9 protein-coding genes are annotated in these 12,236 nt (G+C 56.7%); 6 read left to right on the forward strand and 3 right to left on the reverse strand.

What is annotated here, in order from left to right; genetic code table 11:
• The first annotated feature begins 2 nt into the window (after nt 1-2).
• The 3 genes from PCLY_RS22245 to PCLY_RS22255 are packed head-to-tail and all read left to right on the forward strand — an operon-like array spanning nt 3 to nt 6,150.
• On the forward strand, nt 3-1,214 hold the full coding sequence (locus PCLY_RS22245) for a DUF6361 family protein (RefSeq protein WP_231740200.1): 1,212 nt from the start codon (nt 3-5) through the stop codon (nt 1,212-1,214).
• Complete coding sequence (locus tag PCLY_RS22250) at nt 1,208-2,983, forward strand: phospholipase D family protein (RefSeq protein ID WP_061242389.1); 1,776 nt, start codon at nt 1,208-1,210, stop codon at nt 2,981-2,983. Before PCLY_RS22245 ends, PCLY_RS22250 begins: the two co-directional genes overlap by 7 nt.
• Nucleotides 2,980-6,150, forward strand: coding sequence for a helicase-related protein (locus PCLY_RS22255; RefSeq protein WP_061242391.1), 3,171 nt, complete (start codon nt 2,980-2,982; stop codon nt 6,148-6,150). Before PCLY_RS22250 ends, PCLY_RS22255 begins: the two co-directional genes overlap by 4 nt.
• Nucleotides 6,151-6,502: 352 nt before the next feature.
• Here PCLY_RS22255 and PCLY_RS24650 read toward each other — a convergent pair whose 3' ends face one another.
• Nucleotides 6,503-8,134: a YfjI family protein gene (locus PCLY_RS24650; RefSeq protein ID WP_082768136.1), complete on the reverse strand. Its 1,632-nt coding sequence runs from the start codon at nt 8,132-8,134 to the stop codon at nt 6,503-6,505.
• 529 nt (nt 8,135-8,663) lie between these two features.
• On the opposite strand from PCLY_RS24650, the gene PCLY_RS25440 reads away from it, so the two are divergent.
• The 3 genes from PCLY_RS25440 to PCLY_RS22265 all read left to right on the forward strand — a co-directional run bounded on the left by PCLY_RS25440 (nt 8,664) and on the right by PCLY_RS22265 (nt 10,421).
• Nucleotides 8,664-9,251: an inovirus Gp2 family protein gene (locus PCLY_RS25440; RefSeq protein WP_197432225.1), complete on the forward strand. Its 588-nt coding sequence runs from the start codon at nt 8,664-8,666 to the stop codon at nt 9,249-9,251.
• Between the two features lie 56 nt (nt 9,252-9,307).
• Nucleotides 9,308-9,535, forward strand: a complete 228-nt coding sequence (locus PCLY_RS22260) for a helix-turn-helix transcriptional regulator (protein WP_061242393.1) — start codon at nt 9,308-9,310, stop codon at nt 9,533-9,535.
• A gap of 538 nt (nt 9,536-10,073) precedes the next feature.
• Nucleotides 10,074-10,421 (forward strand): helix-turn-helix domain-containing protein, encoded by a 348-nt coding sequence (locus PCLY_RS22265; RefSeq protein ID WP_061242395.1) that lies wholly within the window; start codon nt 10,074-10,076, stop codon nt 10,419-10,421.
• Nucleotides 10,422-10,744: 323 nt separating this feature from the next.
• Here PCLY_RS22265 and radC read toward each other — a convergent pair whose 3' ends face one another.
• Entirely contained in the window at nt 10,745-11,242 is a 498-nt protein-coding gene (radC, locus tag PCLY_RS22275; RefSeq protein WP_061242401.1) for a RadC family protein, read from the reverse strand.
• A 10-nt stretch (nt 11,243-11,252) separates the two neighbouring features.
• A complete protein-coding gene (locus tag PCLY_RS22280) occupies nt 11,253-12,158 on the reverse strand; it encodes a recombination directionality factor (protein ID WP_061242403.1) in 906 nt (301 codons plus the stop codon).
• Nucleotides 12,159-12,236: the final 78 nt, after the last annotated feature.

Raw genomic sequence — 12,236 nt, forward strand, 5'->3', positions numbered from 1 at the left:
GGGTGTCGAACCGTAGCCAACTGGGATGGGTGGACTTTTCTAACGAAGACCGTGATCGGGTCAAGCATGCGCTCAGCCAGCTTGCACAACCCGGCACGCTGGACGAACTGGGCATCGGAGGCTTGCGCGATGCGTTCGCCGACTTGATGTTCCCCGGGTTTTCCACCCTGCAGACCCGGGCCAAGTATTTCATCAGCGTGCCGCGGATCATCCGCGATTACTTGCAGCTCAGTTGTGCGCGCCAGCGCAAGCAGCCATTCGGTCACTACCTGGAAGAGCAGGAGGCGCAGCTTTCTGAATTGCTCAGGGAGCGCCACCGTGACTCTGGGCAGACCGGTATATCCGGGTTTTCCCTGCAGAAAGGCGAACGGGTTTCCAGGCAACCATCGTCCATCTACTGGGTCGGCTTGCGCACCTGGAAGCTGATCGATACCCAAGGGTCGCTGCGTCAGTTCGCGCAGGCCATCGGCTCGGCAGATGAACCCTGGGAAGCTCAGCCGGACGAGGCGGGGGATGACAGCGACGCCTACAGCCCGTCGCGGCTCGTTCACCTGGATCGCTATGAGCCGGACTGGCTTGCCAGCGTCAGCATCGAACTGACCGAGTCGGAGGCGCGTTTCCTGAGTGAAAAATTCAAGGCGGGCCCCGAGTACAACCTCGCCACCGAGCTTGAACGATCCGGTCTGCGCGAGCAGGCGCTGGTCAAGGGGCGGGACGGGTTCCCTGCGCTGGCCGCCTGGGTGGGCGGCCAGGCGCAACTGCCTCGCCAGACGCGCGACAATGTGGCCATGGCGCAGGCGTTCAGTGAGCTGATTTATGGTGCCCATCTGCGCTTGAACATCCTGCTGGTGCGTAACGGTGCCGAATACCGACCCTTGCTGAGCAGCTACAGCGATGAATGGGACGCCTGGCGCTCGCAGGCGCATGCCCAGCCGCAGGAGATTGGGCAATGGCTGGCGCACACCCAGGTTGTGCTACCCGATCACACCAGGGCATTTCTGGATAACTGGGCGCGGGGGATTGCCGGCAATGCCCGGGAGGCTGAGCTGGACAGATTGATCGAAGCGCAAGCCAGGGCCAACAAGAACCAGCGCAGCATCCTCAACAGGCGCCTGCCCGAAGACTTCAAATGGCATGGCATGGCGCGGCTGGACTACCGCTGGGCACAGGTGCGCAATGTACTGCGCGATATTCAGGAGGGCTTGGCATGCTGAATCCGCATGCTGACCGCATCGACTACGGCGACAAGTTAACTGCGCCTGAAGGTTTTACCTTGAGCCACGCGGTGGCAACGACCTACTCGCTGGACCTCGAGACCTTGCTGTGCCTTCCACTGGCGCTGTCGTTCAGTTGCACGCCCGAAGGCGACCTGAAGGCCGACAAGCTGGCCCTGCTCGAGGCGATCAGCCAGCTCAAGGGCAAGGTCAAGGTGTTCTTCCAGCAAGGCTGTATAAAGGTGCCTCGCCAGTTCAACCTGCTTTTCTTGCTGCTCGAACCCTTGTTGGTGCCCCAGGTGCCGACGCAAGCCTTCAGTGCGTTCCACCCCAAGCTGTGGTTGCTGCGCTTCATCGATCAGGGCAAGAGGGTGCGTTACCGGTTGCTGGTCATGTCGCGCAACATGACCTTCGACCGCAGCTGGGACCTTGCAGTGGCGCTGGAGGGCGAGTTGACTGGCGCCCGCAGTGACGACAACCAAGGGCTGGTGGCGCTGCTCAAGGCATTGATGCCTGGCGCCGAGGACTTCCGCAGCGAGCTGGCGTTGCTGACCAAGGAGCTGGCGCGGGTCACCTGGGACAGGCCGGATGGCTTCAGTGCCTTGGGCACCTTGCCCGGGCAACCCGGGCAGTCGCCCCTGCTGTCATGCCCGAAGGCTGACACCGTGATGGTTATGTCGCCGTTTCTGCATGCCGATGCCCTCGAGCAGCTTGGGCAGGGCCGCACCCGCCGTTGGCTGTTCAGCCGTGCGCAGGAGCTCGACCGCCTGGGCCAGGAGCGGTTGCAAGGCTGGGAGTGCTACGCGCTCAACCCCCGCCTGATCGACGCTGAGGATGAACTCAGCCACGCCCGTGCGCAGGATCTGCACGCCAAGATGGTTGTGCTGCAGGAGGGGCCGGTCAGCCACTGGCATGTGGGCTCGGCCAATGCCACCCGGGCAGCGCTGGGCGGCATCGGTGCTCAGCCGCGCAATACCGAGTTCATGTTGCGCCTGTCGAGCAGCAACGCTCGGCAATCGGCGCAGCAACTGCGTGCCGAACTGGTGGGTGGCGAGCAGGAGCCCAATGGGGTCTTCGTGCCCCATGGTTTTGGTGGATTGTCTTTGCAGCCCGAGCAGCCAACCGAGGCCTGCCTGCGCAGGCTGTTGTACCGGTTGATTGAGGCCGACTGGTGCATGCGTGCGGTGGCCGACGCCAATGGCACCTACACCTGCTTCATCGAGTGCCCGCCAGAGGTACTGGAAGCCGAGGGCAACTGGGTGATCGAGGCGCAGCCGCTGGTCAGTGGGCAGCCCCAGGTGCTAGCCCCGCGCCTGATGTGGGAGGGCATGGAGCTCGCCCAGGTCAGCGCTTTCCTGATACTGCGGGTGCTCACCGGGGCCGAGGTGGCGAGTGAACAGATGATCAAGCTGCGCTTGGAGATCGACGGTGGCGACAATCGCGAGCAGCACATCACCACCACCCTGATCGACAGTCCGCACAAGCTGCTGGCCTACCTTCACAGGCTGCTCAGCCCCACGCATGCCCACCAGTTCGACACCCGCGCGAGGGATGGAGCAGGCAACGGCAGCGATGCTGACGCGCTCATCGGCCAGATGCTCGGCGGCCCGCTGCATGAAGCGCTGCTGCGGTGTGCTGCTCGCCAGCCGCAAAAGCTGCAACGCATCGACGATATTCTGGCGAAGCTGGCCGACACCGAGAACCTGATCCCCCCGGAGCTTCACAGTTTGTGGGCGCAGTACCAGGCATTTTCGAGGAGCAAAGCATGACTGGGTGTGTAACGGATCGCGAAAGCATCGAGCTGGCCCTGCAGCGCACCTGGTGCAAACTCAAGGATTTTCAGCGCGCCACGGTCGAGCGCATCAGTGCGCAGTTCAATGACCCGCAACATGGCGGGCGGGTGCTGGTGGCCGATGAGGTAGGGCTGGGCAAGACGATCGTCGCAAAGGGCTTGATCGTGTCGATGTTGCGTGACTGGCGCAAGCGCGAGCCCATGCGGGTCACCTATATCTGTTCCAACCTGAGCCTAGCCGCCGAGAACCTGACCAAGCTGGCGGTATTTCCCAGCGATAGTGGCTGGGTTCGTCAGCCTTCCTATGAACGCCTGGCCCACGTCGCCCTCTGTCAGCCCGAGCACGAAGATGCGGTGCTGGAAATATGCACGCTCACTCCGGCCACGTCGTTTGCGTTGACCAAGGGCACTGGCAATCGGCGTGAACGGGGCATCATCCTGGCGGCGTTGCTGCGCCACCCGCAGCTGAAAGGCTCGCGTCGCAGCTTGACGGCGCTGTTTCAGGACAGGGTACAGGATGCCAAGGGGTGGGAGGATGAGCTGCGCCAGATCGAGCGACAAGGCTTGCTCAAGCCGATCGTGGACGCCTTCCTCGCGCAGATCGACTGCGCGCAGCCAGACAAGGGGCAGAGCCTGCTGGAGCAGTTGCGCAGCGTTGCCGGCCTGCGTGCCCAGCGCCACCGCGCCAGCAAGCGCGAGATGATGCGCAAGCTACGGGTGCTATTCGCGCACTGCTGCGCCACGCAGTTGCATGCGGATCTGTTCATTCTGGATGAGTTCCAGCGCTTTGAAAGCCTGCTGGACCAGGCTGAGGACAGTGAGCACTCGCTGATTGCCCGGGAGATCTTCAGTCGCGAGCGCGACTGCAAGGTGCTGCTGCTCTCGGCCACGCCGTTCAAGGCCATGAGCACGGTGGCGGACGACGAGAACGATGATAGCCACTTGAGCAAGCTTAAGCAGATTCTAGCGTTTCTGAACCTGTCGCCTCTGCAGGCGTATGAGCCGGCGCGCAAGACATTGCAGGCTGAGTTGCTGCGACTGAGAACCGACAGGGTCAACGCCAGGGCCCTCGATGACGCGCCCAGGAGAGCTGTGGAAGGCTTGTTGCGCCCGCTGATCTGCCGTACGGAGCGCGGCCAGATAGCGCAGGATGTCGATGGCCTGATCGATGCTAAACCCTTGCGGCCCGGGCCAGAACTGCGGGCTGACGATATCCGTGCCTACGTGTCACTCGACCGGCTCGCCGTGCTGCTCGAAAACGACAGCTCGCGACAGCTGGCCAGCCAGCTCATGAGCTTTTTCAAGTCGGCGGCCTGGCCGTTGTCGTTCAGTACCGGTTACAACATCCAGCAGCTGTTGCAGCGCCATTACCAGCGCTCGCCGCAAGAGTTCAAGCGCATCAACGCCAACAAGCAGCTCTGGCTGCCTCGTGAGCGGGTGCATAAGTTCACACTCGACGTTGCCCGTGATGCACCCAATCCCCAGGTTCGCTGGCTGACCACCCATCTGTTCGCACAGAGACGCACGGCCGGCCCGGAAATGTTGCTGTGGCTGCCGCCCAGCTGGCCACACTATCCGCTCGAGGGTTTCTTCGCAGGCCATGAACAATTCAGCAAAACGCTGTTGTTCTCGTCCTGGGCCATGGTGCCGCGGATGGTCAGCGGCTTGGTCAGCTACGAAGCGGAGCGGCGGGTGCAGCAGCACCTTACCGATAAAACCGAATATTTCAGCAGGCGCCGCGCGGGGTTGGGCCAGGACGCGCAAGACACTCATGCGCTGAGGCGGCGTGCGGTGATCAAGCTCGACAGTGGCGACCTGGCCAGCTGGGCATTGATCTACCCCGCGCGCTGCCTGATCGACATCCCTGTCCAGCGTTCGCCAGCCACTCTGCAGCAGCGAATCGCCGAACTGACCCGGCACTTCAAGCAGCAGCTGGCGCCGTTCAAGCGCAGGTTTAGGGGAGGGCACAACAGCCATCATTGGTATCTGTTCGCGCCGATGTTGCTGGACAAAGTTCATGAGGGCTGGACGAGCGATTGGTTCAAAGCCCTATCGCATCTGGTGTCCGGGGGCGTGCACCAGCGTGCTGCTGAAATTGCCCGTCGCTTTGAGCAATTGGACGATCTGGGCGCCATGCCGGCCGACCTGCCGGAGCACCTTGCCAGACTGGCGCTGGGGTCTCCGTCGGTCTGTGCGCACCGTGCCCTCAGGCAGTATTACCCAGAGCAGCACTGCCTGCATGGGCATGTCAGCCGGGTGGCGCTGGGGTTCGTTAGCCTGTTCAACGGGGTGGCCGGCAGTGCGATCGCTAGACGGCTGGACGCCGAGCACCCGTGGCGCGGCATTGTCCGATACTGCGCCGATGGCGGTATCCAGGCTATGCTGGAGGAGTACATCTATCTGCTGGCCCCCGACCGCTCACTTGACGGCGTCGTGTCGACCCTGGAAAACGTGCTGCGTACCTCGCCGTCGAGCGTGAAGGTATGGAAGCTCGACCGCGACCAGGACGACACCCACCTGCGCTGCCATTACGCGGTGCCGCTAGGCGCGCAGAAGTCTACGGACGATGCAGGCCAGGTTCGCATTGTCAGCATTCGGGAGAGCTTCAACTCGCCGTTTCGCCCCTTTGTCCTGGCATCGACTTCCATCGGCCAGGAAGGGTTGGACTTTCACTGGTACTGCAGTGAGGTGGTGCACTGGAACCTGCCCAGTAACCCCATTGATCTGGAACAACGTGAAGGACGGGTTAATCGCTATCAGTCGCTGGTGGTCAGGCGGCGGGTCGTACAGGCAGTGACCGGGGCCGAAACGCCTTCAACCAGTTGGGAGCACCTGTTCAAATCTGCCGAGAGCCTGGCCTGGGGCACCGACCTAGTGCCGTACTGGCACTATCCGCAGGGCAACGCGAAGATTCGCCGGCTGATCCCGAGTCTGGCCTTCAGCGAGGAGGCCCGGCGGTACCCTAATATGCAGAAGATACTATCTCTCTATCGCCTGGCATTTGGCCAGCCCGGGCAAAGCGAGTTACTCGAGCATTTGAAAAGCTTGGATCTTGACAGCGATGCATTGGCTTATCTGAAACGTCAGTTGATGATCCGGTTGGCGCCGGTTTTGTACCGGCCGGAGTTATCGGAACTCTCATAGCCACCCGAGCAGCTCTGCTCCGTATAGAAGGGGTAGCTATCACAGGCGCGTCAAGATGCTCAGTCGGCTGTGGCTTGGCCCGCGACGGGGTTTACCCCGTTGTCCCAATTCCATACCCCGGCCTGAACACTCTCCGCCATAGTTGCTCCCCAGGTTATGTCCGCCCGTTGCCCGAAGTGTCCCTTGAAGTCCAGAGAGTGTGAGGCTGAGCGTTCAAGGTGATCTACAGTTTTCCGGTGATGCTCGAGAAGCTTCTTGATGTGGTCCTGCTTTATCTAGCGCATTTCTACTTGAGAGCCGCCGATCTTCAAGTAGCTTGAAAGTCAGGCGTTCTCTATGAGGTCGGGGCTATTTACCTCATGATATCCTTAGATATTATGAGGTAGTTAACCGATGGATAACCTCTGGAGTGATTTTCGCGAATTTGTTCACTATGCAGGGGTAAGGAATTTATTTTTATAAATTCGCCGTTCCTCATTTCCTGTCTTGCTCTCGTGAAAATTGACTCACTAAAATCATAGCGGCCCCCTGACTTTAAAATGTGACCGAGCTTTGTTAAGAGTTGTATGCTGGCCATAAGTCGATCAGAGCCAACATTGCCTCTTAAGCAACCAGGGCCGTACTGTTTTATGTCTGTTGGTATGAAACTGGTTTGTACACCTGGTCGCTGATTTTCAGGCAGCAGAGACGCTGAGCTTTGATTGTTATGGTGTTGTTCAGAGTAAGCTTTTTTTAATAGATAGTTGACCAATAAATTTGTGTCGGTGACGAGTTGTGGTTCATCGGCTAAGTGCTCCATGAAGTGGCTGGAGCACTGCCTTGAAAATTTCCAGCAGAATTCAAGTGTACTTGATTCTATTTGTGTGTCGTGCTCACTGTTGCTCTCAAAGGAATGCAGGATGGCGGCTAACCGGCTGACGTTCTCTAATAATTTTGAGGCGTGGTCTTTCAGATAGAAATACAGGCCGTTTTCTTGCATCTCGGACTCGAGGCGGCTGCTGTATTCAAACCACGCGTTTTTGGCATGCTCTGAAAAGCGAAGAATCTGGCGGTCTGTTCCCATTTGGGTGTTTAGCATGTGAAGGATTCTTTCATTGAATTCTTGTTTTTTGGGTTGCTCAGACAGCAGTTTGTTGGTGCGTTGACCTGCCATCGTGCGAGCTTTGACTACTAAGAACCTTGAGAGGAAACCAGTGCCGCGAGCTTCATCTCCGCGCTTATCCATAAAGCGGGAAATTACACTTGGCTGAACCATTAAGGCCAGCGTCAGTCTGGCATTTTGGAGTAGGAAGCTTTCTCTTGATATCCTGTCGACTATTACGGTACCTCCATCCCAAAGGGTATTAAGTTTGTCGAGCTCTTCTAGGGCTTTACCGCTAAAAATGCTATTGGCTTCGCTGGTTAATAGGCATCCGTTAGATATGTTTTCATATAGCATTTGTACTAGAGCTTGAGGGGTTGTGTCGTCATATAGGAATTTACGGGAGCGCGGGGGGGAAGGTTGAGCGCTGAGAAGCTCTGTTAATGTTTGCTGTAGTGTGTTTGCGTCAGTGTTTTTTTCTTGCGTCAAATGTTTGCTGTATTGTTTTTCCAAGCTTCTTTTTTTAATGTTCCAAAGATGATTTTCTTGTTTGTATCTGTTTTGTGCTATTTGGTTGTCGTGATATGCAGAATTATTACTCTTGTAGATTTCATCAAAAAAATAATTCTGTGCTGTGGTTTTCCTTTCGCCTGACTCTGCAATCGTTAACAACATCAAAGATGTGGGCCTTCGGTGGCCAGTGGGCAACTCCACATCTACATGTCCTTGGCAGGCTGTGGCCATGGCCCCAAAGGCGCTCATAAGAGCCATTTCTCGGGAAATCTGAAGCTCACGGCTGGCTTCAGTTACTGCGGCTTCCAGAAGACTATGTTCATGGAACCTGGGCCAGTCTTCGCCAAGAGAGTCTATCTCTAACGGCGTAAATTCATCTGAATTTGTCATTTTTTACCTGCTATTTTTGCTATTTCTAGCAGAAATAGCAGTAATTCAGCATAAGATCAACGCTATATTCGAAGGTCTGGATCAGGGGCACGTGCTAGGTGGATACCTGGCTGCGGTTTATTTGGATGGGTGGTGCTCTGGAGCCGCCTCCCTGGGATAGCTGCTTCCAAAATGGGCTTGTGATCGATACGGTGAAGCTAGCAAGTGTCTGTTGGAGAGCATGAACATCGTTAAATCACTGGTGAGCGACGGGGTGTGCCGGGGCTGGGTTTACTTAACTCCTTAGTTAATTTGGCTTGTTATGTGTCGCGGGACTCCTTTTGCTATGCGGTTGTGCGGTGTGTGGGTGGGTAAAAGTATGTCGGTTAGTTATTATTATTTGATGTGGGTTGTTCATTGGCTTTGATTTATTATTGTATGGGTGGGAGGTCTTCTATGTGTCGTTCATAGGAGATTTCTAATGTACATGTGTCCCCCTGATTCTTCGTATAGGTGGCGAGGCTTTCCTGTTCAATTTAAGCTGCATGAAATGAATTTGATTTATGTTCAGAAGATATATGGCTTGATCTTTGGCGCTTTGAGGGAGCATTCGAGATGGTCTGTCATTAGATTTGATCTTCATGTTCCTAGGGGTGGATGTCTTTGTTCGGGATCAATAAGCAAGTTTATTGACTCGGTTAAGAGTCAGTTGCTTGCCGAGAGCTTGGCAAGTCGTGCGAAAGGCGGGCGTGGACATGATCCGATGTTGCGCTATGTCTGGGTGCGAGAGACGGGGGCATCCGGTAGCATTCACTATCATGTTGCCTTCTTGCTTAATCGCGATGCTTACTATGGAGTTGGAAATTACGCAAAATTACACAGTGAAGATGCAAACTACAGTGACCTGATAGCCGGTCGTATATGTAAAGCTTGGGCTGCTGCCTTGGGTTTACACTGGCGAGAGGCAATGAGGGGTGTCCATTTCCCCGAGCGACCAGTGATGTCCTTGCTAAGGGACAGTGAGATGATTACGGATCAGGTTAGTGCTGTTTTTTATCGGTTGAGCTATTTTGCTAAGTTTCGCACGAAGAAGTACGGAGATGGTTGGCGAAACTTTGGTATGAGCCAGCTACGCTGAATTTAAGTTACACAGGACTGAGCCATCTCATGGGACAAACCAATGGAGTTTCAATCATGAGACTGATTCGACTGAAAGAAGTAATGCAGGTAACGGGGCTGGCTCGCTCGACCGTCTACAAGTACATCGCGGAAGAGGCCTTTCCGAAACCAGTCTCCTTGGGGGAGCGATGTGTCGGCTGGGTAGAAGATGAGGTGCAGGACTGGGTTGTTGCTAAAATCCAAGAGCGCAATTTGGCAAAGAGTGCTGCAGGGCGGCCAGATCGGCTGAGGTTGGCCGGCTAGATACCATTTGGCCAATGGACAGATTGCCAAACGGCCGTCGTCATTGAAGAGTCTCTACAGCTTGGCCTCGAAGCTATGCGGTCTGACGCAAAAAAAAATCCCTCAGCTCTCCTGAGGGATTTCAGAAGCTTTCAAGTGCTATTGGCTCTTTACGACAATTACATAAACAATCCAAGCCAGTATTGGGTCAATTATCATCCCGAGAATGAACCAGATCCAGAATGACCTTCCGTTTGCTTTGGCGGTAAACCCGAGCACTATGGCCAGGGTGATCCAAAGTATGACTATCAGCATTAGTTACACTCCATTTTTTAATTATGCCGATGTTTTTTCATCTGCATGATTGAGCATTTCGCCTCAGCAAGTGAGGTAAACATCTGGCACTTTCTGTGACGAAAGGGGGGCGGTACTGGGCGGGTTTTTTCCAACGAGCAAGCCATTTGAGATGAATGGCAACCCTTAAGGTTGAGTCTCGACTTTATGGGTCCTTCATGTCAACAGGTTGTGACACGACCATCTGGGATGACTGGAGGGTGTGATGTCAAAGACCGAATCGAAAAGGCTGGCTGATGTAGTGGGACGGGCGATTGCTCGGCAGCGCCTGCAATCCGGACTCAGCCAGGAGCAGGTTGCCGAGCGACTGGGGATAGGCAGCGAAGCGGTGTCGCGGATTGAGCGCGGCGTGGTCATGCCCAACATCGAGCGACTGGTGGAGTTGGCTGGTGTCTTCGGCTGCGAAACAGCTGAACTCCTGACAGAAGCGAGTGACCGTCCAGAGGACCAGGCGCGTCGTCTCCATGCTTTGCTTTCCTCCCTGGGTGGAGACGACAGGCAACTGGTGATGGAGGTTGTAGAGCGTTTGGTTGAAAGGCTGGCACGTAGTTGAGCTAAGCGCTGGATTGGGGGGCATCGAACAATGCTCCGCAGCGCAAGCAAAGACACGTGTGCCCCATGAACTGATACTTCTGCATGTCCTGAATCCAGGTGTTGATACCCTCCCATTCGGACGAGACCGCTGATGTTCCGTCAGTGATCATATTCAGCACTTGCGCCAGTGGCTGAGGGGCTGCTGGGCTGGCGCTGACGGTAGCTCGCTGAGTGCCCTTGATGAAGCTTTCCGCGATTCCAAGCGTGCGTGCAATGGCACTTGCAGCATCTCGGGTCAGAACTGCCGAGGAGTTGCATATCAAGCATTCCATGATGGTCTCCTCACAAGTAGCCAGACTCAGCTAGCGAGATGCAGCCTTCTTTGCCGACCACGACATGATCGAGCGTTCGTACGCCAACCACGTTCAACGCTTCCTGCAGCCTGTGCGTCAGGTTGCGGTCCGCATGGCTTGGCTCGGGATCACCTGAAGGATGGTTGTGGACCAGGATGATCGCTGCCGCGTTGTGCGCCAATGCCATCTTGACCACCTCTCTCGGGTAAACGCTTGCGCCGTCCAGGGTGCCTCGGAACATTTCGTGAAACGTGATCACCCGGTTCTTGCTGTCGAGCAAAAGCAGAGCAAAGACCTCGTGTTCGTAATCGGCGAGCAGTGCTTGCAAATGGATAAAAACCTCTCTTGGAGAGGTCAGTGCCCGTCCCCGACGAAGGCGTTGATTGGCGAGTTGCCTAGCCATTAGCAGGATGTCAGCTTCAGTGACTGGCGATTCAACCAGGTAGGTTCCGCTTGGCTCACTGGCCTTCAGTTTGTGCAGTTTCATGATGGTGTCCTTAGTTCTGAGGAGAGGGGGCACTCAGCCGTTGAACCTGTGATTCCAATTTCTCGCTCAGGCTGGTTTTCGGTGCGGCTTGGCAGGGGGCGGGAGGGCTGCCGCTGTCGGTGGGGTAGAACTCTTCAACGATGGCGCCTGTGTCTTCCTCACTGTCTTCGAAGGCGCCATTGGCAAAGCCTCGACGTGCTGCGTCATCCAGCGCAGCCTGATCGAAACCAGCTGCTTGTCGTTGTGCATCGAGCTCTTGGGTCGCCTGCAGCGTTTGAGTCATGTCCATGCTGTGGCGTACTGTCAGGTCGACGTAAAAGATCGGTGTGCCGTGGCTCTGGCGAGTGGACTTGCCACGCAGGCGCAGTTCCAGTGGCAAGCAGGCCAGGCGATTGCCCGAGATGGCCTGGAAGTAATGCAGCCGAGCGGCGATGGTGCGGATGCTATTGAAGCCGGTGGTACGGAAGACGAAGCTGCCCAGCGGATCCTCGTCTCCAATCACCACGTTGAGTCGGCCATAGGGCTTGCACGCTCCGCCCTTGGCCAAGGAGCAGGCATCTGGCGAAGGGCAGGGTAGAGATTGCATGCCGTCCTGCGTGACGCGCTTGCAGGTATCACCGTTGCCGACACACAACGGACGCCCAGACTGCCGATCGAACAGGGTGTAGTCGGCGCGGAAGTTCAGCTCTGGTTCGTTGAACAGTAGGCGTATGGGGATGCTGCGTAGCTTGTCGCCATCGCTTTGGCGCAGTTCGTCATTCAGTGGGTGCAGGAGCCAGCCATCCTTGCCCTGCACCTGAGAGGTAATGGTGAACTGATCATCCTTTTCCGGCAGACGCTTGCCGTTCTTCTCGATGACCTTGCCGATGGAAATCCGCCCGAGTACCGGCGGGGTGATAGCCAGACCTTTGAGCATGGTGGTTCTCCTGGAAATAAAAAAGGCCAGCCACGCAGTGCGAACTGCATGGACCGGCCAAGGGGGAAGGGCGTGAGA

This window comes from Ectopseudomonas composti (genome assembly GCF_001567565.1).
Taxonomy (GTDB): domain Bacteria; phylum Pseudomonadota; class Gammaproteobacteria; order Pseudomonadales; family Pseudomonadaceae; genus Aquipseudomonas; species Aquipseudomonas composti_A.

Bases quoted from the DNA above. Each gene is read 5' to 3' on its own strand.
- PCLY_RS22250 (WP_061242389.1), top strand. From the start codon at position 1,208: ATGCTGAATCCGCATGCTGACCGCATCGACTACGGCGACAAGTTAACT.
- PCLY_RS22255 (WP_061242391.1), top strand. From the start codon at position 2,980: ATGACTGGGTGTGTAACGGATCGCGAAAGCATCGAGCTGGCCCTGCAG.
- PCLY_RS24650 (WP_082768136.1), bottom strand. From the start codon at position 8,134: ATGACAAATTCAGATGAATTTACGCCGTTAGAGATAGACTCTCTTGGC.
- PCLY_RS25440 (WP_197432225.1), top strand. From the start codon at position 8,664: ATGAATTTGATTTATGTTCAGAAGATATATGGCTTGATCTTTGGCGCT.
- PCLY_RS22260 (WP_061242393.1), top strand. From the start codon at position 9,308: ATGAGACTGATTCGACTGAAAGAAGTAATGCAGGTAACGGGGCTGGCT.
- PCLY_RS22265 (WP_061242395.1), top strand. From the start codon at position 10,074: ATGTCAAAGACCGAATCGAAAAGGCTGGCTGATGTAGTGGGACGGGCG.
- radC (WP_061242401.1), bottom strand. From the start codon at position 11,242: ATGAAACTGCACAAACTGAAGGCCAGTGAGCCAAGCGGAACCTACCTG.
- PCLY_RS22280 (WP_061242403.1), bottom strand. From the start codon at position 12,158: ATGCTCAAAGGTCTGGCTATCACCCCGCCGGTACTCGGGCGGATTTCC.